Here is a 22532-nt window from a genome sequence, read left to right as displayed (position 1 = left end):
GGCTCGAAGAGGGAGCGACGGGGCCTTACTTCAGGCCGAGGGTGGTGCAGTTGGCCGCGTACTTGTCGGTGCAGATCTCGTCGGCCGTGTAGACGCCGTCCTTGATGACGGTGTCCTTGATGTTGTTCTTGGTGAGCGAGACGACCGGGATCAGCACGGACGGAACACCCTTGGTGGTCGGGCTGTCGACCTTCTGGTTGATGATTCCGTCGATCTTCTCGCCCTTGGCGAGGGCGACGGCCATCTCGGCCGCGGCGGCGGCCTCGGGGGCGTACGGCTTGTACACGCTCATGAACTGCTCACCGGCGACGATGCGCTGCACACCGGCGAGTTCGGCGTCCTGACCGGTGACCGGGGGCAGGGGGGACAGGCCGGCCGCCTTGAGGGCGGTGATGATGCCGCCGGCCATGCCGTCGTTGGCGGAGTAGACGCCGACGACCTTGTCCTTGCCGATCGCGGAGAGCGCGCCCGCCATGTTGGTGTTGGCGTTCTCCGGCTTCCACTCCTTGGTGTCGTACTCCTTGCCGACGTTCACCTTGCCGTCGAGGACGGAGTGAGCGCCCTTCTTGAACAGGGCGGCGTTCGGGTCGGTGACGGAGCCGTTCATCATGACGATCTGGCCGTCCTTGGCCTTGTCGCCCAGCGCCTCCAGGAGCGCCTTGCCCTGGACCTTGCCGACCTCTTCGTTGTCGAAGGAGGTGTAAGCGTCGATCGGGCCCTCGGCGAGGCGGTCGTAGGCCACGACCGGAATGCCGGCGTCCTTGGCCCGCTTGACCGAACCGGCGATGGCCTTGGCGTCCACGGCGTCGATGATCAGGACGTTCACCTTGTTGGTGATCATCGTGTCGACCTGCGAGTTCTGCGTGGTCGCGTCCTGCTTGGCGTTCGCGTAGACGACCTCGGCCTTGCCGCCCGTGAGGTCGGCGACCTTCTTCTCGATCAGCGGCTTGTCGAACTTCTCGTAGCGCGCGGTCTGGTTCTCCGGGAGGAGCAGACCGATCTTTATCGCGTCGCCCTTGGCGGCGCCCGAGTCCTTCGGCTTGTCGCCGGCCTCCTTCGCACTGCCACAAGCGGCAAGCGATACGGCCATGGCACCGGCGGCGACGGCTACGGCGGCTCTACGCATACGAGTGTTCATTACTTGAACCTCCCTGACGAGGCCGCAACACTGCGGCCGAGGTGGATGTGAGTCAACCCCGGCCGCGATTTGCCGTCAAGGAGTGAATCCTTAACGAGATGACAACGGTGCCATCCGTTATCTAACTGAAGACATGGCCGTCAGCGTGCGCAGGCCTACCCCGTTCTCCGCCAAAAGCGTCGAATCGCCCATCTCACTGAGGACGAGGGCCAGCGCCCCCAGCACCTCCGCACGCCCGCCGAGCGACCCCGTGAGGACCGACAACTGCCGGGCGGCGCTGGGGATCGCGTACCTCCCCACTGATTCACGGATGGGGGCCAGCACCAGTTCACCGGCGTCGGCGAGGGAGCCGCCGAGGACCACCCGGCTCGGGTTCAGGAGATTGCACAGGCTCGCCACACCGCTGCCGATGTGCCGGCCCACGTCGGTGATGACCCGACGGCAGCCCGGGTCGCCCTCGCGGGCCAGCTCCACCACCCGCTCCATCGTCAGCTCCGGGCCGTGGGTGCCCTGGAGGAGGGGCAGCACGTACCGGGCCGCGGCGAAGGTCTCCAGGCAGCCGCGGTTGCCGCAGCGGCAGACCGGGCCCGACTCGTCGAGGGTGATGTGCCCGATCTCGCCGGCCGTGCCGCCGGGGCCCCGGTAGATCTGACCATTGATCACCAGGCCCGCGCCGACGCCGCTCGCGACCTTGATGTACGCGAGGTCCTTGACCCCGCGGCCACTCCCCCAGACCAGCTCCCCGAGGGCTCCGAGGTTCGCGTCGTTGTCCACGTACACGGGTACACCCAGCCGCTGCGAGAGCTCCTGGCGGGGGTTGATGCCCGCCCAGCCCGGCAGGATCGCGGTGGAGCCCAGGGTTCCGGACTCTACGTCGATCGGGCCGGGCACGCCGAGCCCGACCCCGATGACCTTGTCCCGACCCACCCCGATGCCCTCGATCAGCCGCCCGACCAGCGCCTCGGCCCGGTCGAAGCCCTCCACCCAGGACGCGTCCACGTCCAGCGGCTCGGATTCCTCGGCCAGCACCTGGTGCGCGAGGTTCCCGACGGCCACCCGCAGGTGGGTGTGGCCGAAGTCCACGCCGATCACGATGCCCGCGTCGCCGCTGAGCGAGACGCTGCGCGCCCGCCGGCCACCGGCCGAGGTGTCGGTGACCTCGACGGTCCCGGCCTCCTTGAGCTCGCGGACGATGTTGGAGACCGTGGCCGCCGACAGTCCGGTGGTACGGGCGATCTCCGCCTGGGTCAGTGAACCCGCGAGGCGCACCGCCCGCACGACCCGTTCAAGATTCGCGCGATGCAGCGAGGACTGCGATCCGGGAGTCTGCACGACTCATCCACTCCTGCCCTTTAGCGACGGCGAGCCGTCGCCCCCCGGCCGGCAGTCGCGGCTGTGTGCTCCGAGACACCGGCGTCTCTCCAACTTGTGAACCTTAAGTCGAGCCTTTGGCCCTCCACACGTCAAGAGGCTGACGCGGCACGAAACGGCCACTACCGGTCATAAGTATGAAAGAACCCCCTCAACATCATGCTACGGTCGCTGAGGCGCCGATCCTCTGCGGCCTTTCCGGCCGGACCGGGCGCCTCATGTGACGGCGCTACGCAAGGAGGTGTTCGGGATGAGTCCCGATCGAAGTCCTTGCCGCGCCCTCGCCGGCTGACCAGTCCATCGACTGATCCACCTCCTCGCGCACGCACCGTCGCGGCCCCACGCCGTCACCGTGCGTCCGGCGGCCCCTCGGGCCCGCCATCCCTTCCCCTCCGCACGTCCCGGATCCCCCCGATCCCTCGACGGATGTGCGTCATCCATGCCCGTCGGCGTACCCGTGGCCGCTTCGCGCCGCCTCGCGCCGACCTGTGATCACTCCACGTGACCGCGCGGCTTCGCGCTGCCCGGACGCCGTGGAGGGAGGTATTTGCCATGACCATGCTCACCCCGCGCACCCCGACGAAGCTCGCACCGCCGGGCCGGGCCCGCCGCGAACGCAAGGCCGCCGAGCTGGAGGCGCGCACCCGACTCGTCGGTGAGCGGCTCGCCGACCTCAGCGCCCGCCCCGGCGACCAGGTCCTGCGGGACCTGTCCGCCGGCCGCCACGGCCTCACCCACGACGAGGCGGCCCTGCGCCTGGAGCGACACGGCCCCAACGTGGTCGCCCGGGAGCGCGCCCCGCGCTGGTACGCGCAGTTGGCGAAGGCGTACGCCAACCCCTTCATCGGCGTCCTGGTCTTCCTGGCCGGGATCATGTACTGGCAGGACCCGGCCGACCCGGGCGTCGTCATCCTCTCCGTGATGATCGGCATCAGCGGACTGCTGCGGTTCTGGCAGGAGTTCCGCTCGGGCCGGGCCGCCGACGCGCTGAAGAGGCTCGTCACCACCACCTGCGCGGTACAGCGTCGCGCCGGCGGGGGATCGGCTCCGACCACCTTCGAGATGCCCATGGACCGGGTGGTCCCGGGCGACCTGGTCAGGCTGGCGGCCGGCGACCTCATCCCCGCCGACCTGCGGCTCGTCACCTCCAAGGACCTGATGGTCTCTCAGGCCGCCCTGTCCGGGGAGTCGTTGCCGGTGGCCAAGGCCGACACCCGCGCGGACGACCCGGGGCAGACGCTGACGCGCGACCCCGTCGAGGCCGACAACCTGGTCCTGATGGGCACCTCGGTCACCTCCGGCACCGCCACCGGGGTCGTCGTCGCCACCGGCGCCGACACCTGGTTCGGCTCGATGGCCGGCTCGCTCGTCGGCGAGCGCCCGCAGACCAACTTCGACACCGGGGTGCGCAAGGTCAGCTTCCTGCTGATCCGCTTCATGCTGGTCATGGTCCCCGTGGTGTTCATGATCAACGGCTTCACCAAGGGCGACTGGGACGAGGCGTTCCTGTTCGGCATCGCCGTCGCGGTGGGCCTGACCCCCGAGATGCTGCCGATGGTCGTCTCCGCCAACCTGGCGCGCGGCGCGGTCGCCATGTCCCGGCGCAAGGTGGTCGTCAAGCGGCTCAACGCGATCCAGAACCTGGGCGCGATGGACGTGCTCTGCACGGACAAGACAGGCACCCTCACCGAGGACCGGATCGTCCTGGACCGCTACCTCGACGTGCACGGCGACGAGGACGACGAGGTGCTGGAGTACGGCTACCTCAACGCGCACTTCCAGACGGGCCTGCGCAACCTCATGGACCGGGCGGTCATCGACCGCGTCGACGAGGCCGAGGAGGTTGTCGTCGACGCACGGTTCTCGATGGTCGACGAGATCCCCTTCGACTTCGCCAGGCGCCGGATGTCCGTGGTGCTGAACCGCAACGGCATCGTGGCCGGCGGTCGCGCCGAGCACGTCATGGTCACCAAGGGCGCGGTCGAGGAAGTCCTCTCCCTGTGCACCCACATGACGGACCGCGGCGAGAGGGTCGAGCTGACCGAGCGGCTGCGCGGTCACGTCACCCGGATCGCCGAGGACAACAACCGTCGGGGCCTGCGCGTCCTCGCCGTCGCCACCCGTACGTTCGCCGGACCGCGCGACACCTACACGGTCGCCGACGAGGACGGGTTGACCCTGGTCGGCTTCCTCGCCTTCCTCGACCCGCCGAAGGCCGACGCGGCCCGGGCCCTGCGGGCCCTCGCCGACAAGGGCATCGAGGTCAAAGTGGTCACCGGGGACAACGACCTGGTCGCGGCGCGGGTCTGCGCGGACGTCGGCCTCGACGTCGGACGCGTGGTGCTCGGTACCGAGATCGACGCCCTGGCCGACACCGGCCTGCGCGCGACGGCCGCCCGCACGACCGTCTTCGCGAAGGTCAACCCGGTCCAGAAGGCCCGGATCGTACGGGCCCTGCAGACGGACGGTCACACCGTCGGCTTCCTCGGGGACGGCATCAACGACGCCGCCGCGCTGCGCGACGCCGACGTCGGCATCTCGGTGGACACCGCCGTCGACATCGCGAAGGAGTCCGCGGACATCATCCTGCTGGAGAAGGACCTGACCGTCCTGGAGCAGGGTGTGATCCAGGGCCGGACCACCTTCGGCAACACGATCAAGTACATCAAGATGACCGCGTCCTCGAACTTCGGCAACGTCTTCTCCGTGCTGGTGGCGAGCGCGTTCATCCCGTTCCAGCCGATGCTCGCGATCATGCTGCTGGTGCAGAACCTGGTCTACGACATCTCGCAGCTGGCGACCCCGTGGGACCGGATGGACGAGGAGTACCTGCGCAAGCCCCGCAACTGGGACGCCAAGGGCATCGGCCGCTTCATGGTGACCATCGGCCCCGTCAGCTCGATCTTCGACATCTCGATGTTCCTGATCATGTGGCACGTCTTCGGCGCGAACAGCGAGGCCGGGCAGGCGCTCTTCCAGTCCGGCTGGTTCATCGAGGGACTGCTGTCGCAGACCCTGATCGTCCACATGATCCGCACCCGGAAGATCCCCTTCATCCAGTCCCGCGCCTCGTGGCCGGTGATGGTGATGACCGTCCTCGCGGTACTGACCGGGCTCTGGCTGCCCTTCTCGCCGCTGGCCGGCTCGCTGGGCTTCGTGGCCCTGCCGGCGGGGTACTTCCCTTGGCTGATCGGCGTACTCCTCGCGTACTGCACGCTCACTCAGGTCGTGAAGACCTGGTACATCCGCCGGTTCGGCACCTGGCTCTGATCGACACGAGCGCGGGACTCGACACGACCGCGGGAATCCGCACGACCAAGGGAGGGGCGGGCACATGGCGCTCGACGAATGGGCGATGGCCGGGCACCTGGCCGCCGCGCTCGGATTCGGGGCGGCGATCGGCCTGGAACGTCAGTGGCGGGCCCGGATGGCGGGCTTGCGGACCAACGCCCTCGTGGCGGGCGGGGCGGCGCTCTTCGTGCTGCTCTCGCAGTACGGGTTCATGGGCACCGTCTCCGAGGTGCAGTACGACGGCTCCCGGGTCGCGGCCCAGATCGTGTCGGGCATCGGCTTCCTCGGCGCCGGCGTGATCATGCGCGACGGGCTGAGCGTTCGGGGCTTGAACACGGCCGCCACCCTGTGGTGTTCGGCGGCGGTGGGCTGCCTGGCCGGTACCGGGATGTTCGTCCTGGCCGCCTGCGGCACGGTGGGCGTGGTGGGGGCCAACCTCCTGCTGCGCCCGCTGGGCCGGCGCCTGGACCGGGAGCCGCGCGGCGGCGCGGAGGTGGCCACCGACTTCCACTTCGAGGCCGTGTGCCTGGAGGAGGACGAGGCCCGCATCCGGCGCCGATTGGTCGACGCCCTCGCCCGACCCGGCCACCAGCTGCGCTCGATCCGCAGCCAGGACGGCCCGGTGCCGGGTCGGGTGACGGTGTCGGCGCTGCTGACCGCCGAGGGCGAGGGGGGCCGCGCGTTGGAGGACGCGGTCAGCACCCTCTCGCTCGACCCCTCGGTCTCGGCGGCCGGCTGGTCGGTGGTGCCGACGTCCTCCTTCTGACGCGGCGCTACTTGAGGGTGGCGGAGGTCAGGCCGGCCTGGATCTGTCGCTGGAAGGACAGGTAGACCACCAGCATCGGGATCATCGCGATGGTCACGCCGGCGAACAGCACCGGCAGGTCCGTCTCGTAGCCCATCTGGTACTGGAGTTGGATCAGGCCCTGGGTGAGCATGTAGCGCTCGGGGTCCGATCCGCTCTGGGGCTGCATGAGCACCGAGGGCAGGATGTACTGGTTCCACTGGCCCAGGACATTGAATATCCCGACGCTGATCAGGCCGGGCTTGGCCATGGGCAGCATCACCTGGAAGAAGATCCGGGTGTCGGACGCCCCGTCGATGACCGCCGCCTCGTGCACCGCCGTCGGCAGGGTGCGGAAGAACGAGTACATGAAGAAGACGGTGAAGGGCATCGAGTAGGCGACGTACACCATGATCAGGCCCTGGTACGTGTTGAGCATGTCAAGGCGCTTGACCATGAAGAACAGCGGTACCAGCGCCAGGAACACGGGGAACATCGCTCCGGACACGAAGAAGTAGTAAATGACCCGGTTCCCCCGGAAGGGGTACCGGGCCAGTACGTACGCCGCCATCGAACCGAGCAGCATGGTCAGCGGGACCGAGAACACCATCACGATCACCGTGTTGGCGAAGTAGTCGCCGATGCCCTTGTCCCAGGCGCGGGAGAAGGCGTCGAGGTGCCAGTTGGAGGGCCAACTGAGTGCCGAGCCGCCGATCTGGGAGTCGGTCTTGAAGGAGCCGAGCATCAGCCAGCCCAGCGGCAGGACGATCAGCACCGCCCAGACGGCCAGGAAGCCGTGCGAGAAGACATTGAGCGCCACGCCCTCGGACGGGGGGCTCCCGCCGTCCTTCTTGACGCGCCGGCCTCCGCCGGACCGCTCGGCCTCGGTCGTGCCGGCGCTCTTGGTCACTGTGGTCATCGTGTCTCCCGCTCAGAACTCGATGCGCTCGCGGCGGGTGGCGCGCAGCGTGACGAGGGAAAGAATCATGGTGAGGATCAGCATGACCACGCCCATGGCGCAGGCGTATCCGCTCTTGCCGAAGTAGAGGAAGTTGCGCATCAGCACCGTGGCCATGACCTCGCTGTGGTGGTCGGGTCCACCGCCGAACTGGCCCGAGGTCATGGTGGACACGAGGACGAACATGTCCATGGCGGCGATGCCCAGGTAGACCGCGGAGGTCTGCACGGAGTCCCACAGCAGGGGCAGGGTGACCTTGAAGAAGGTCTGGGCGCGTCCCGCCCCGTCGAGCAGCGCGGCCTCGTAGATGTCCTTCGGCACGGACTGCATGGCCGCGGAGAAGAGCACCAGGTAGAAGCCCACGCCGTGCCAGACGACCACCATCAGCAGGCACCAGAGCACCAGGTCGGGTTCGTTGAGCCACTCGACGGGGTGGTCCGCGTCGACGAGGCCGACCTTGGTGAGGAAGCCGTTGAGCAGGCCCCCCTCGTCACTTCGGTACACGGCGCCGAAGAGCACCGCGAGGATGGCGAGGGAGAGGACCTGCGGGAAGAAGTAGACGACCTTGTAGAGGGCGGATCCGCGGACGCCCTTGACCCCGCCGGCCCCGCCGCGTCCGCCCGCGTTCAGCATGAAGGCGAAGAACAGGGACAGCAGGATGGTGATCGTGGGGACGAACACCAGGAGCAGCAGGTTGTGCCACAGGGCGCCTCGGAAGACCTCGTCCTTCATCAGGGCCGTGTAGTTCTCGACGCCGACGAACCGGAACGTCGGCGACTGGCCCGACCAGTCGGTGAAGGAGTAGCCGAACGTCTGGATGTACGGCCAGATGACGAAGGTCAGGTACAGCGCGAGAGGCAGGACGAGGAAGCCGGTGATGAAACCGAGCCTTCCCCTGCTCTGGGCTACTTGGCTCATGGTGTCCGTCCCTGGAGGTGCCGGGTGACCGGTGGACGCGGTGTCAGCTGCGCTTGTTGTTCTTGGCGTTCGGGCTCTTGGCGGCCTTGTCGACCGCGGCCTGGGCCCGCTTGATCCATTCCTTGGGCTGGATGCGCTTGGCCATCAGCTCGTTGGACGCGTTCTGGATGTCGGCGTCCATCTCGCTGTACCAGTCGGGGTACAGGTAGTTGAACGTGTTCGTGCCGGCTCCCTTGAGGGCGGTGACGGCCGACTGCGTGCCCGGACGCAGTTTGACGTTCGGGTCCACGCCGTCCTTGACGACGGTGAGGGAGTTGGCCTGCTGGGCGAAGAGGGTGGACCACTCGCGGGACAGCATCGAGCGGAGGAACTCCAGGCCGCCGGCCTTGTTGGCGGCCTTCTCCGGGACGATGAACGGTTCGCCGGCGCCGGCGCGGATCGCCTCGAAGGGCAGTTTGCTGTCCGCGAGCACCGGGACCGGGAGGAACTTCATGTCGAAGTCCTCGGGGGTCTGCTTGAGCTGCTCGTTCTCCAGCCAGGAGCCGGAGGGGATGAAGGCGGCCTTGTACTGGTTCCAGGCCGTCTGGGACTCCGTGTGGGTGAGGCCGTTGGTGCCCGGCATCAGGAGGCCCTTCTCCACCACCTCGTACACGGCCTCGACCGCGGCGAGGGCGGCCGGGTTGCCCTCGAAGGCGTTCGGTTCGAGGTTGTCGATCGCCTTCATGGCGTCCAGGCCGCCCTTCTTGGCGATCAGGTCCATGATGACGACGTTGATGTAGTAGGGGAACTTGCCCTGGTGGGCGAGGCCGCCGATGCCGGCCTCCTTGGCCTTGGCGCAGACCGCGAGGAACTCGTCCCAGGTCTTCGGCTCGGTCCAGCCCTTCTCCTTGAAGAGCTTGCCGGAGTACCAGAGGCCGAACACGGTGTAGACGTAGTTGAGGGCGACGAACTTGCCGCCCTGGGTGCCCTGTTCGACGGTGCCGGCGATGAGGACGTCGCGCACCTTCTTGCTCGGGTCGTCGAGCGAGGGCGAGTCGAGGACCTGGGTGAGGTCGGCGAGCTGACCGCCCTTGGCGAGCACGTCGATCTTGATCTGCTGGGCGCCGGAGTCGTCGACGACGTCCGGCGGGTTGCCGACGTTGAAGCGCGGCTGGAGCTTCGCGGTGATCTCCTGGGTGCCGAGGTGGGTGCTGGTGGTGCCCCACTTCTTGTCGAAGGCCGCTTCCCAGGCCTTCGCGTAGTCGTCACCGAATCCGCCCTTGAAGACGACGACGTCCATCTTGCTGCCCTTGGCCACGCCGAAGGGGTTCTCCTTGGTGACCGCGCCCTTGGGGGCGCCGCCCTTGGGGGCCTCCTCACCGCCGGAGGCGCAGGCGGACAGGAAGCTCATCGTCGGTACGGCGATCAGGCCGAGTGCCGCGGAGCGCTTGATCAGGTCTCGGCGGCCGAGGCCCTCATCGGTGCTGTTCTCGCCGTGGGCGGAGGTGGATCCCATGCTCAAGTCCTCGCCTTCGTCAGGAGTGTGAAGGAGGAAGGGAAAACGACAGCCGCAAGCGGTAGCCGCGCATGCGGACATCGCCGCAGGTCCCCGCCGTCCCCCGGTCCGGGGCCGCTCGTTTCGCGGTGGTCCGGACGGGCACAGGTATAGTCCACTTCCGCTCGGGTGAGCAAGATCGTGCACAAGTATCTGCCCCGGCTTTTCCGAGTTGAGACCTCACCGTCACCTGCCTGGCCGATACCCGACCGCCCGGACAAGCGGAAGGGCCGCACCCCCTTGACGGGGGTACGGCCCTATGGTGCCGACTGCCGGCGGATCGCTCCGCCCGGCGCGCTATCAGCCTCGGATGAGGTTCCGGAGCACGTACTGCATGATGCCGCCGTTGCGGTAGTAATCCGCCTCGCCCGGCGTGTCGATGCGGACGACCGCGTCGAACTCCACACCGGTGTCGGTGGTCACCTTGACGGTGCGCGGGGTGGTGCCGTTGTTCAGCTCCTCCACACCGGTGAAGGCGAAGGTCTCCTCGCCGGTGAGGCCCAGCGAGGCGGCCGTGGCGCCCTCGGGGAACTGCAGGGGCAGGACGCCCATGCCGATCAGGTTCGAGCGGTGGATGCGCTCGTAGGACTCGGCGATGACGGCCTTGACGCCGAGCAGCGCGGTGCCCTTGGCCGCCCAGTCGCGGGACGAGCCGGAGCCGTACTCCTTGCCCGCCAGGATGACCAGCGGGATGCCGGCGGCCTGGTAGTTCTGCGAGGCGTCGTAGATGAAGGCGACCGGCGCGCCGTCGACGGTGAAGTCGCGGGTGAAGCCGCCCTCGGTGCCCGCGGCGATCTGGTTGCGCAGGCGAATGTTCGCGAACGTGCCGCGGATCATGACCTCGTGGTTGCCTCGGCGGGAACCGTACGAGTTGAAGTCGCGGCGCTCGACGCCGTGCTCCGTGAGGTACTTGCCGGCCGGGGTGTCGGCCTTGATGGCACCGGCCGGGGAGATGTGGTCGGTGGTGACCGAGTCGCCCAGCTTGGCCAGGACGCGGGCGCCGGCGATGTCCGAGACCGGGGTGGTCTCCATCGTCATGCCCTCGAAGTAGGGGGGCTTGCGGACGTAGGTGGACTGGGGGTCCCACTCGAACGTGTTGCCGGTCGGGATCTCCAGCGCCTGCCACTGGGCGTCGCCCGCGAAGACGTCCTGGTAGGACTTGCTGAACATGTCCTCGCCGATGGCGTTCGCCACGACGTCGTTGACCTCGGCCTCCGACGGCCAGATGTCGGCCAGGAAGACCGGCTTGCCGTCGGTGTCGGTGCCCAGGGCGTCCTGGGTGATGTCCACCTTCATGGAGCCCGCGATGGCGTACGCGACGACCAGCGGCGGGGAGGCCAGGTAGTTCATCTTGACGTCGGGGTTGATGCGACCCTCGAAGTTGCGGTTGCCCGAGAGCACCGAGGTGACCGCGAGGTCGGCCTCGTTGATCGCCTTCGAGATCTCCTCGTCCAGCGGACCGGAGTTGCCGATGCAGGTGGTGCAGCCGTACCCGACGAGGTTGAAGCCCATCTTGTCGAGGTACGGGGTCAGACCGGCCTTGTCGAAGTAGTCGGTGACGACCTTCGAGCCCGGGGCCAGGGTGGTCTTGACCCACGGCTTGCGGGTCAGGCCCTTCTCGGACGCCTTCTTGGCCACGAGCGCCGCGGCGACCATGACGTAGGGGTTCGAGGTGTTGGTGCAGGAGGTGATCGCGGCGACCGTGACGGCGCCGTGGTCGATCTCGAAGGAGGTGCCGTCGGCCAGGGTCACCGGGGTGGGCTTGGTGGGCACACCGTTGGAGGACGCCGGGGCGTCGGACGCCGGGAAGGACTCCTTGCCGGCCTCCTCGTCGTCGCTGACGTAGTTGCGCACGTCCGCGGCGAACTGCTCGGCGGCGTTCGCGAGGACGATGCGGTCCTGCGGGCGCTTCGGGCCGGCGATGGAGGGGACGACCGTGGAGAGGTCGAGCTCCAGCTTCTCGGAGAAGTCCGGCTCGGCGGCCGGGTCCAGCCACAGGCCCTGGGCCTTGGCGTACGCCTCGACGAGGGCGACCTGCTGGGCGTCACGGCCGGTCAGGCGCAGGTACTTCAGCGTCTCGTCGTCGATCGGGAAGATCGCGGCGGTGGAGCCGAACTCCGGCGACATGTTGCCGATGGTGGCGCGGTTGGCGAGCGAGGTGGCGGCGACGCCCTCGCCGTAGAACTCGACGAACTTGCCGACGACGCCGTGCTTGCGCAGCATCTCGGTGATCGTGAGGACCAGGTCGGTGGCGGTGGTGCCGGCCGGCAGCTCGCCGGTCAGCTTGAAGCCGACGACGCGCGGGATCAGCATGGAGACCGGCTGGCCGAGCATCGCGGCCTCGGCCTCGATGCCGCCGACGCCCCAGCCCAGCACGCCCAGGCCGTTGACCATGGTGGTGTGCGAGTCGGTGCCGACGAGGGTGTCGGGGTACGCCTGGCCGCCCCGAACCATGACCGTGCGGGCCAGGTGCTCGATGTTGACCTGGTGGACGATGCCGGTGCCCGGGGGGACGACCTTGAAGTCGTCGAAGGCGGTCTGGCCCCAGCGCAGGAACTGGTAGCGCTCCTTGTTGCGGCCGTACTCCAGCTCGACGTTCTGCGCGAAGGCTTCCTTCGTGCCGAACTTGTCGGCGATGACCGAGTGGTCGATGACCATCTCGGCGGGCGAGAGCGGGTTGATCTTCGCCGGGTCGCCACCGAGGGCCTTGACGGCTTCGCGCATGGTGGCGAGGTCGACGACACAGGGCACACCGGTGAAGTCCTGCATGATCACGCGGGCCGGCGTGAACTGGATCTCCTCGCTGGGCTGGGCCTGCGAGTCCCAGTTGCCGAGCGACCGGATGTGGTCGGCGGTGATGTTCGCGCCGTCCTCGGTACGGAGCAGGTTCTCCAGCAGGACCTTCAGGCTGTAGGGAAGGCGGGCGGAGCCCTCGACCTTGTCCAGCTTGAAGATCTCGTACGACTCGTCGCCCACCTGCAGCGTGCTGCGGGCGTCGAAGCTGTTCGCCGACACGACAGTCTCCTTCATGCATGAATTCGCGCGTATTACCGCAATCCTGCCGCCACGCCCCTTGGCCAATCCGCTAAGGTAAGGCTAAGTTAGGTAACCCTTACCAGCGGGGGCGGCTGCGGTACGCCTTCGGCAGATATCTCGATGTCGAGATAACTCTAGTACATGTCCGGGGGAAGGGACGAGGCGCGCACCCGCATGCCCGCCGGGACGGTCAGTTGGCCGGGGGATTCCGCATGCCCGGATTCCACCAACTTGACCAGCAAGGACACCGCACATGCGGCGATCCGTTCGGGATTCAGCGTGACGGTGGTCACGGAGAGTTCTTTCTCCCCGTACACCGGATCCTCACTCGCGCAGACCAGCAACAGGTCTCCGGGGGTGCGCAGGCCGTGGCGCGCGGCCGCCGCGAGAACCTGCCTGCCGCCCGGGTCGTACACCGTGTAGACCGCGTCGGGCCGCTCGCGCGCCGCGAAGGCGCCGTCGAAGGCGTGGCCCGGCGCGTCCTCGGGATCGAAGGGGACGACCAGCTCGGGGACGCCCCGCTCGGCGCACCACCGGGCGTAGGCGGCGGTGACGGACCCCGTGTAGAACTCCCGGCCGTACGCGGCGTGCAGGGCGATCCGGCGGGCCCCCGAGGACGCGAGGTGGTCCAGCACCTCACGGGTGGTGGCGACGTGGTCGTTGTCCACCCACGCGTCCCCGGGCCACGGGTCGGCGGGCCGGCCGTCGAAGACCACCGGCAGGCCGCGCGCCCGCAGGGCCCGGAGCACCGGGTCCCCGGCCGGGCTGTCCAGCAGCAGCATGCCGTCGACGGCGAGGGTGTGCCAGAGGGGATCGCCGCCCCGGGCGGCGGGCAGGGTGGTCAGGGCGTAGCCGCGGGTGTGCGCGGCCGAGGTGGCGGCGGTGAGCAGCCGGGAGAAGTAGGCGACCCCGGCGAAGTCCCAGGGCGAGCCGGCGTACGTGGTGACGGCGATGCCGAGGCTGCGGGTGAGCGGCCCGCGCCGGGTGCCGTAGCCGAGGGCCGCCGCGACCTCGCGGACCCGGCGGCGGGTGCCCTCGCCGAGCCGGCCGGTGCCGCCGAGCGCGTGGGAGACGGTCGCGGTGGAGACCTCCGCGGCGCGCGCGATGTCGGCGAGGGTCGGTCCGGGGCCTGGCACGCGGACATCGTACGGAGCGGGGCGCGGCGGGTACAGGGACGGACGCCGGGGACGGAGGCCGGGCACGCGGGTGCCGGGGATGGGTGCCGGGCTTGGGTGCCGGGCTTGGGCGCCGGGGACGGGGGCCGGGCGCGCGGGTGCCGGGCATGGGTGCCGGGGGCGGGTGACGGCTACGGGCCTCGGCTGCGGATTCCGTTGTCCGGGGCGGGTTCCGGTTAAGGGGTTAACCACCGAGTCTCCAGGCCACCTACCGACTCTGGGAGTGGCCATGACCTCTTCACCCCTGTCCCGCCGGGGACTCCTCTCCGCCGTGGGGGCCGCCGGCGCCGCGGGCCTGCTGGGGGCCGGCCCGGCCTCGGCCGCCGTCGCCCCGGCCGCCCGGCGCGGCTCGGCGGCCCTGGTGTTCCACAACGCCCGGGTGTTCACCGGCCTGCCCGGCGGGCGGCCGGTGGAGGCGGTGGCCGTCGGACGGGACGGGCGGATCCTGGCCACCGGCAGCGGTTCGGTGGTGCGGCGTCACGTGGGCCGGGACACCGAGGTCGTCGACGCGCGCGGGAACACCGTGATGAGCGGCATCCACGACGGGCACACCCACCCGCTGGGCGCCGGGGAACGGTCGCTGCGGCCCTCGCTGGAGGGGGCCGAGACCACCGTGGCCGAACTCTCGGAGATCCTGCGCGGATTCCTCGCCGACACCGGCGGCCCGGGCGCGGAGCCCGACGGCTGGCTGGTCGTGGAGGACTGGAACCCGGTCGGCCTGCTGCCCGTCGGCACCGCCCCGCACCACTCGCTGCTGGACGCGCTGCCCACCCGCCGGCCGATCGCGCTGGTCGGCGGCGACGGACACAACCTGTGGGCCAACAAGCGGGCCCTGGAGATCGCGGGGATCACGGCGGCCACCCCCGACCCGGTGGGCGGCAGGATCGTCAAGGGGCCCGACGGGCAGCCGACGGGCGTCCTCAAGGACGACGCCCAGGTACTGGTGAAACGACACGTGCCGGAGCCCTCCCGCGCGGAACTGGTGGCGGCCTGCGCCGAGGTGCTGGGGCTGGCGGCGGCCTCCGGGGTGACGACGATGATGGACGCCCTCGTCGGGCGGCACGAGCTGGAGCTGTACCGGGCCCTGTCCGCGGCCGGAAGGCTGCCGCAGCGCATCGTGCCGGCCATCCGCCTGGAGGTGGGGCACACCAAGGATCCCGCGGCGGCCCTGGCGTACGCGCGCGGGCTGCGCCGGGAGTTCGAGGGCGTGCCGGGCCTGCGGTTCGGGATGGTCAAGGTGTTCCTGGACGGGGTCATCGAGCACCCGGCGCAGACGGCCGCGCTGTTGGAGCCGTACCTGGACGGCAACGGCCGGCCGACGACGAACCGGGGCGAGCTGTACACCTCCGCGGCCGAGTACGGCCGGCTGACCGCGGCCTTCAACACCGCCGGGTGGCAGATGCACGCCCACGGCCTCGGGGACCGGGCGGTGCGCACCGCGCTGGACGGGTACGAGTACGCCCTCAAGGCGACCGGGCGGCGGGACCCGCGGAACGCCGTCGCGCACCTCCAACTCGTCGACCCGGCGGACCTGCGGCGCTTCGCGCGGCTCGGCGTGGCCGCCTGCATGCAACTCCAGTGGGCCGCGAAGGACACCTGGACCATGGAGGCCCTGTTGCCGTACATCGGGCCCGAGCGGCACCGGTGGATGTACCCGGCGCGCAGCCTGGAGAGGGCGGGGGCCCGCCTGACGGGCGGCTCCGACTGGCCCGTGGACGCGCTCCAGGTGTGGAACCAGCTGCGGACCGCGATCGACCGGCAGGGCGCCCACGGCGCGGGCGAGCTGTACCGGAAGCTGGAGGGCCTCGGCCGGGACACGGTGCTGCGGATGCACACCTCGGGGACTGCGTGGCAACTGCGCCAGGAGGCCCTGACGGGCACGGTCGAAGCGGGCAGGGCGGCGGACCTGGTGCTGCTGGACCGTGACGTGACCCGCTGCCCGGTGGCCGACATCAGCGGAACGGGCGTACGGATGACCCTGGTCGGGGGGCGTGTCGTACACGACGCGGACTCCTCGACGGGACGGGCGGCCTCGGCGCGGGCCTCGCGTGCGCGGACCGCGCCGCGCCCGGCCTCGTACGCGGCGGTGCACGGCGGCCGACACCACGCCTGCGGGCACTGACGGCCCTCGCCCCGGCCCCGGCCCTCGGTGGACGCGAGGCGGCCGGGGCCGGGCGGTCGGGTCGGGCGGCCGGGGCGGGGCGGTCGGGGCGGGGCGTATCAGGTCAACTCAGGTCGGGTCGCATCAGGTCGGGGCGGGTCGACGCAGATCGCGCAAAAGGGAACAACTCCCCCATGCGACCCGGGAGGAACGGGCGGCTCCCCCGTCGACCACCGGTCGGGAGCGACCCACACGGCCCCCCGGCCGGATCGTCGAACCCCACGCGCACCACCCGCATCCCCGTGCGGGGCTGCGATCTGACGGTCGGTGACACCCGTCTGCCACACCCGACGCGATCACCATCTCATATCTGAGATACCGTGCACCCATGGCAGACGACTACCTCGTACGCATCGGCAAGCTCATCCGTGACGCCCGGCAACACCGTGGCTGGACACAGAGTCAGCTCGCCGATGCTCTCGGCACCAGCCAGAGCGCCGTGAATCGGATCGAACGCGGCAATCAAAACATCAGCCTTGAGATGATCGCCCGAATCGGTGAAGCTCTCGACAGCGAGATCGTCTCTCTGGGCTACGCGGGGCCGATGCACCTGCGGGTCGTCGGCGGGCGGCGGCTGTCCGGCGCCATCGACGTCAAGACGAGCAAGAACGCATGTGTCGCGCTGCTGTGCGCCACGCTGCTCAACAAGGGTCGTACCGTGCTGCGGCGCGTGGCCCGCATCGAGGAGGTCTACCGCCTCCTGGAGGTGCTGAACTCCATCGGCGTGCGCACCCGCTGGATCAACGACGGCGTGGACCTGGAGATCGTCCCGCCGGCCCGCCTCGACATGGACGCCATGGACGCGGACGCGGCCCGCCGGACCCGGAGCATCATCATGTTCCTGGGCCCGCTGCTGCACCGGATGGACCACTTCAAGCTGCCCTACGCCGGCGGCTGCGACCTCGGCACCCGCACCATCGAGCCGCACATGATCGCCCTGCGCCGGTTCGGCCTGGACATCACCGCGACCGAGGGCATCTACCACGCGCAGGTCGAGGCCGGGGTCTCCCCCGACCGCCCGATCGTGCTGACCGAGCGCGGGGACACGGTCACCGAGAACGCGCTGCTGGCCGCCGCACGCCACGACGGCGTGAGCGTCATCCGCAACGCCTCCTCCAACTACATGGTCCAGGACCTGTGCTTCTTCCTGGAGGCGCTCGGCGTCAAGGTCGAGGGCGTCGGCACCACCACCCTGACCGTCCACGGCGTCCCGAACATCGACGTGGACGTGGACTACTCCCCCTCGGAGGACCCGGTCGAGGCGATGAGCCTGTTGGCCGCCGCCGTGGTCACGGAGTCCGAGCTGACCATCCGCCGGGTTCCGATCGAGTTCATGGAGATCGAGCTCGCGGTCCTGGAGGAGATGGGCCTGGACCACGACCGCTCCGCCGAGTACACCGCCGACAACGGCCGCACCCGCCTGGTGGACCTGACGGTCCGCCCGTCGAAGCTCGAAGCCCCGATCGACAAGATCCACCCGATGCCGTTCCCCGGGCTGAACATCGACAACGTGCCGTTCTTCGCGGCCATCGCCGCCGTCGCGCAGGGCCAGACCCTGATCCACGACTGGGTGTACGACAACCGGGCGATCTACCTGACCGACCTCAACCGCCTCGGCGGCCGCCTCCAGCTGCTGGACCCGCACCGCGTCCTGGTGGAGGGCCCCACCCGCTGGCGGGCGGCGGAGATGATGTGCCCGCCGGCCCTGCGCCCGGCGGTGGTCGTCCTGCTGGCGATGATGGCCGCCGAGGGCACCTCGGTACTGCGCAACGTCTACGTCATCAACCGGGGATACGAGGAACTGGCCGAGCGCCTCAACTCGGTCGGCGCCCAGATCGAGATCTTCCGGGACATCTAGGAATCAGGACGAACCCATAAAATTCGGACCTATCCTGATGCTCGGTCAACCCCCGGCCTGACCTGCGTAAACACCCCTCCACGCCTTCCGTTGCCTTCCCGTCGTTTCCGACGTCTTGCGCAGCGAACGTGCAGCCCGGGAATCAAGCACTGAAAACCCGTCGGCTAAGCCTGATCCCCCTCTGTACGCAGAAGCCCCCGCCACCCGCAATCCACGGGCCGACGGGGGCTTCGCTGTTTTCTGGCCTACTGCCCCAGAAAGGTCTTCCGCCACTCCAGCGGCGACATCGTCAGCGCGGCCTCCGCGAGGGCCTGCGCCGAAGCCGTCTTGAGGCTGTTCAGCGAGGTGTCGATCCAGTCCTGTACGAGGGCGTAGCCCTGGGCTCGGTACTCCACCGCCTGCACCAGACACTCCAGCTTGTCCGCGTCCTTCGCCACGATCGCCTCCGGGGTGTCACCGCTCTCGTACTCGCCCACCACCCGCTGAACCCCCGCCTTGACCGCCGGATGCGCGGCAGAGACCTGGTCGGCGGAACGGGGGCCTCGGTCGTTCTTGCGCCGTTGTCCCCCGAACCGGTGGCCGGTTTCGCGAGAGGCGCCGACGCGGCGGGCGGGGGCGGGACAATCGGGGTCCACGCCGCAAGCCGTGAAAGGGGTCCGCATGGCGAACGTCTGGCTTCCGCCCGCGGAGTACATCGAGACCATCGCCCGGGCGACCAGTTACGCCTGTCTCTACTTCACCGACACCGCCGGCCGCCCCGTCCAGTTGCGGGCCACGTACGCGACGGAGACCTGGCAGTGGCCGGGCGGGAACATGGATCCCGGCGAGACGCCCTGGCAGTGCGCGGTGCGCGAGTGCCTGGAGGAGACCGGCATGGCCTTCGAGGGCGAGCCGCGGTTGCTGGCCGCGCACTTCATCTCCCATCAGGGCGCGACCTGGCCGGCGAACCACATCGGTTTCGTCTTCGACGGGGGAACGCTCACGGACGAGCAGATCGGCGCCTTCGTCCTCGATCCCTCGGAGCACACCGAGGTGAGCGTACGGACGATGGAGGAGTGGCGGGCGACCATGACCCCCGTCAACTTCGACCGCCTGCGGGAGATCGACGCGGCCAGGCGGGCGGGCACCGTGGTCTACATGGAGCGCTAGAGAGGCGGACCCCTCCCTGGCCTGATGACGTGCGGGCCCTCGCCGTGACGGCCGGGGCCCGGCAGAATCGGGTGATCGTGAAGTCGTCGAGGGGGCGGGGGCCGACCATGGCTACGGACAGGATCGCGGACACCGGTGCGGACGCGGGGGCGGGTACGGCGCCGCCGGCGCTCTCCGGGCTCCCGCTGCTGGGGTCGCTGCCGGCCCTCAAGGCGGACTCGCTGGGCACCTACCTGCGCGCCCACCGCGAACAGGGCGACGTCGTGCGGATCACCGCCGGTCCCCCCGGGTTGCGCGCCGAGCTGTACTGCGTCTTCTCCGCGGAGGGCGCCCAGCAGGTCCTGGCGTCGGAATCGGCCAACTTCCGCAAGGACAACCCCTTCTACCAGGAGGTCCGGGAGTCGTTCGGCAACGGCCTGCTGACCAGTCAGGACGAGGACTACCTGCGACAGCGCAGGCTGGTCCAGCCACTGTTCACCCGGCGCCGGGTGGACGGCTACGCGCACGCGGTCGCCGCCGAGACCCTCTCGACGCTGACCTCCTGGGAGGAGGCCGCCGACGGGATCGTGGACGTCTGCGACGAGATGACTCACCTGGCCCTGCGCGCGGTGGCCCGGATCCTGTTCGGCGCGGACGTGGACGCCACCGTCGACGTGGTCGACAGGAGCTTCCCGATCATCACGGAGTACGTGCTGAGGCGCGGCTACTCCCCCGCCAACATCCCGCGCACCTGGCCCACTCCGGGCAACCGGAGGGCCGCCGCCGCGATGGGCGAGTTGTACGGGGTCTGCGACCGGATCATCGCGGAGCGCCGGCGCGCCGGCCTGGAGGGGGGCGAGAGCGGGGAGGGGGGAGGACCTGCTGACCCTGCTCGCCGCGGCGCAGAGTTCGGACGACGGGGCCTTCGACGCCGGCGAACTGCGTGACCAGGTACTGATCTTCCTGCTCGCGGGGCACGAGACGACCGCCACCTCCCTCGCCTTCGCCCTGCACCTGCTGGCCCTCCACCCCGATCTGCAGGCGCGGGCCCGCGAGGAGATCTCCCGCGTGCTCGGCGACCGTACGCCGGAGGCCGCCGACCTGGACCGGCTCCCGTACCTCACCCGGGTGCTCAAGGAGGCCATGCGTCTCTACCCCGCCGCGCCGGTGATCGGCCGCCGGGCCGTCGCCGCCACCGAGGTCGCGGGCCATGCGGTGCCGGCGGGCGCCGACGTGATCCTCGCGCCGTGGGTGACGCACCGGCACCCCGCCTACTGGCCCGACCCGGACCGCTTCGACCCCGAGCGTTTCACCGCGGAGGCGGAGGCCGCCCGGCCGCGTTACGCCTGGTTCCCCTTCGGCGGCGGCCCGCGCGCCTGCATCGGGCAGCACTTCTCGATGCTGGAATCGGTGCTCGCGCTGGCGATGGTCCTGCGGGAGTACACCTTCGACGCCGTGGACCAGGAGGTGTCGGTGAGCGCCGGGATCACGCTGCGGACGCGGGGGCCCATGCGCTGCCGGATCCGCAGGGTGGCCGGGTAGCGGATTCGGGCCAGGTGCGTCCGCTGCCCCGGCGGCGGCCCTCAGACGGCCGTCGGGGTGTGTTTGCCCTGGAGTCGCTCCAGGTCCGAGGGGCGCACCTGGATGACGAAGAGCGCGATCAGCGCGGTGAGCAGGGTGAAGGCCGCGGCGGCCACGAACGCCGCGCTCACGCCCGAGGTGAGGACCTGGTCGCTCCAGGGTTTCGGGAACTGCTTCGTCCGCGCGAAGAACGCCTTCTGTTCCGGGGTGGCCGTGCCCAGGAAGGAGCCCACCTGGTCCTTGGCCTCGTTGCGGCTGGCCGTGCCGAAGACCGTGACCAGGATCGACAGGCCCAGCGAACCGCCCACCTGCTGCATGGCGTTCAGCAGTCCGGAGGCGGCGCCCGACTCCCGGTTGGGGACGTTGGAGAGCGCCATCAGCGTGAGGGAGACGAACTGCATGCCCATGCCCGCGCTGAACAGGAGCATCGGGCCCAGGATGCTGCCCAGGTACGTCGAGCCGACGTCGATCTGCGTCAGCCACGCCAGCCCGCCGGCCGCGGACAGCGAGCCGGTGACCATGAACGGCTTCGGCCCGTACTTGGGCAGGAGTTGGGAGGTCATGCCCGCCATCACCGCGATCATCGCGCTGACCGGCAGGAAGGCGAGGCCGGCCCGCAGGGGGCTGAAGCCCAGCACGTTCTGCACGTAGAGCGTCAGGAAGAAGAACATGCCGAAGATCGCGCAGGCGAAGAAGAGCATGATCGCGTAGGTTCCGGCCCGGTTGCGGTCGGCGAACATGTGCAGTGGGGTGATCGGCTGTGGCGAGCGGCGCTCGTTGGCGATGAACAGGGTCAACAGGACGACGGCCGCGCCGAAGGAACCCAGGGTCACCGGCTCGGACCAGCCGTCCTGGGACGCGCTGATGAACCCGTAGACCAGCGCGACCATGCCGAAGGTCGACAGCAGGGCGCCGGCCAGGTCGAAGTGGCCGGAGTGGCGTTCGGACTCGCGGATCACCCGGGGCGTCACGACGGCGATGATCAGGGCGATGGGGACGTTGACGAAGAGCACCCAGCGCCAGTTGAGCCATTCGACGAGGATGCCGCCGGCCAGCAGGCCGATGGCGCCGCCGCCGGCCGAGACGCCGGCGAACACGCCGAAGGCCCGGTTGCGTTCGGGGCCTTCCCGGAAGGTACTGGTGATCAGGGCCAGGGCCGTCGGGGAGGCGATGGCGGCGCCGACGCCCTGGAGGGCCCGGGCACCCATCAACTGCCCGGCGTTCTGGGCGAATCCGCCCATCAGCGAGGCCAGGCCGAAGAGCAGCACGCCGAACATGAACACGCGTCGGCGGCCGAGGATGTCGCCCGCGCGTCCGCCGAGGAGCAGCAGTCCGCCGAAGGTCAGCGTGTAGGCGTTGACGACCCACGACAGGCTCTCGGTGGAGAAGCCGAGGGCCGTCTGGATGTGCGGCAGCGCGATGTTCACGATGGTGATGTCGAGAACCACCATGAGTTGACACGAGGCGATCACGAGCAGCGCGAGCGTGTGCCCCCCGCTTCGGAGCCTGCCGTCGGTCCCGGCGTCGCCGGGCTGCTGGTTCGGGTCCACCTTTTCGACGCTAAGCCCGGGTGCCCGGGGCTACCACTCGAACGGCCTA

14 protein-coding genes and 1 pseudogene are annotated in these 22532 nt (G+C 69.8%); 6 read left to right on the top strand and 9 right to left on the bottom strand.

The window, feature by feature from the left end:
- Positions 1-25: 25 nt before the first annotated feature.
- Together ADK55_RS34290 and ADK55_RS34285 are read right to left on the bottom strand one after the other, a co-directional pair.
- Entirely contained in the window at positions 26-1138 is a 1113-nt protein-coding gene (locus tag ADK55_RS34290; protein WP_199826705.1) for a sugar ABC transporter substrate-binding protein, read from the bottom strand.
- 117 nt (positions 1139-1255) lie between these two features.
- The gene (locus ADK55_RS34285; protein ID WP_053684691.1) at positions 1256-2470 is read right to left on the bottom strand and encodes an ROK family transcriptional regulator; all 1215 of its coding nucleotides are present in this window, start codon (positions 2468-2470) and stop codon (positions 1256-1258) included.
- 591 nt (positions 2471-3061) lie between these two features.
- Between ADK55_RS34285 and mgtA the strand changes: the two genes are divergently transcribed.
- Positions 3062-5779, top strand: a complete 2718-nt coding sequence (mgtA, locus tag ADK55_RS34280) for a magnesium-translocating P-type ATPase (RefSeq protein ID WP_107089388.1) — start codon at positions 3062-3064, stop codon at positions 5777-5779.
- Positions 5780-5843: 64 nt separating this feature from the next.
- A complete protein-coding gene (locus ADK55_RS34275; RefSeq protein ID WP_078999766.1) occupies positions 5844-6566 on the top strand; it encodes an MgtC/SapB family protein in 723 nt (240 codons plus the stop codon).
- Positions 6567-6573: 7 nt separating this feature from the next.
- Here the strand turns inward: ADK55_RS34275 and ADK55_RS34270 are convergent, their stop codons facing one another.
- The 5 genes from ADK55_RS34270 to ADK55_RS34250 all read right to left on the bottom strand — a co-directional run bounded on the left by ADK55_RS34270 (position 6574) and on the right by ADK55_RS34250 (position 14166).
- Positions 6574-7503 carry a carbohydrate ABC transporter permease gene (locus ADK55_RS34270; RefSeq protein WP_053684689.1) on the bottom strand — a complete coding sequence of 310 codons (930 nt, stop codon included), beginning with the start codon at positions 7501-7503 and terminating at the stop codon, positions 6574-6576.
- A 12-nt stretch (positions 7504-7515) separates the two neighbouring features.
- Positions 7516-8460, bottom strand: coding sequence for a carbohydrate ABC transporter permease (locus tag ADK55_RS34265; RefSeq protein ID WP_053684687.1), 945 nt, complete (start codon positions 8458-8460; stop codon positions 7516-7518).
- 43 nt (positions 8461-8503) lie between these two features.
- Complete coding sequence (ngcE, locus tag ADK55_RS34260; RefSeq protein ID WP_053684685.1) at positions 8504-9955, bottom strand: N-acetylglucosamine/diacetylchitobiose ABC transporter substrate-binding protein; 1452 nt, start codon at positions 9953-9955, stop codon at positions 8504-8506.
- A gap of 339 nt (positions 9956-10294) precedes the next feature.
- A complete protein-coding gene (gene acnA, locus ADK55_RS34255) occupies positions 10295-13009 on the bottom strand; it encodes an aconitate hydratase AcnA (protein WP_053684683.1) in 2715 nt (904 codons plus the stop codon).
- A gap of 155 nt (positions 13010-13164) precedes the next feature.
- Entirely contained in the window at positions 13165-14166 is a 1002-nt protein-coding gene (locus tag ADK55_RS34250; RefSeq protein ID WP_053684681.1) for a LacI family DNA-binding transcriptional regulator, read from the bottom strand.
- A gap of 268 nt (positions 14167-14434) precedes the next feature.
- Here ADK55_RS34250 and ADK55_RS34245 point away from each other — a divergent pair, with 268 nt between their 5' ends.
- Entirely contained in the window at positions 14435-16327 is a 1893-nt protein-coding gene (locus ADK55_RS34245; RefSeq protein ID WP_199826703.1) for an amidohydrolase, read from the top strand.
- A 367-nt stretch (positions 16328-16694) separates the two neighbouring features.
- Positions 16695-18224, top strand: coding sequence for a helix-turn-helix domain-containing protein (locus ADK55_RS34240; RefSeq protein WP_053684679.1), 1530 nt, complete (start codon positions 16695-16697; stop codon positions 18222-18224).
- Positions 18225-18469: 245 nt separating this feature from the next.
- Here ADK55_RS34240 and ADK55_RS40340 read toward each other — a convergent pair whose 3' ends face one another.
- The gene (locus ADK55_RS40340) at positions 18470-18859 is read right to left on the bottom strand and encodes an HD domain-containing protein (RefSeq protein ID WP_324611217.1); all 390 of its coding nucleotides are present in this window, start codon (positions 18857-18859) and stop codon (positions 18470-18472) included.
- A gap of 25 nt (positions 18860-18884) precedes the next feature.
- On the opposite strand from ADK55_RS40340, the gene ADK55_RS34230 reads away from it, so the two are divergent.
- Together ADK55_RS34230 and ADK55_RS34225 are read left to right on the top strand one after the other, a co-directional pair.
- Entirely contained in the window at positions 18885-19373 is a 489-nt protein-coding gene (locus tag ADK55_RS34230) for an NUDIX domain-containing protein (RefSeq protein ID WP_053684677.1), read from the top strand.
- Positions 19374-19480: 107 nt separating this feature from the next.
- Positions 19481-20894 (top strand): annotated as a pseudogene (locus ADK55_RS34225) (cytochrome P450).
- A 41-nt stretch (positions 20895-20935) separates the two neighbouring features.
- Here the strand turns inward: ADK55_RS34225 and ADK55_RS34220 are convergent.
- Positions 20936-22384 (bottom strand): MFS transporter, encoded by a 1449-nt coding sequence (locus tag ADK55_RS34220; protein ID WP_053684854.1) that lies wholly within the window; start codon positions 22382-22384, stop codon positions 20936-20938.
- Between the last annotated feature and the right edge of the window lie 148 nt (positions 22385-22532).

The organism is Streptomyces sp. WM4235, assembly GCF_001279725.1.
GTDB lineage: Bacteria > Actinomycetota > Actinomycetes > Streptomycetales > Streptomycetaceae > Streptomyces.
This window is presented reverse-complemented; position numbering and strand designations above follow the sequence as displayed.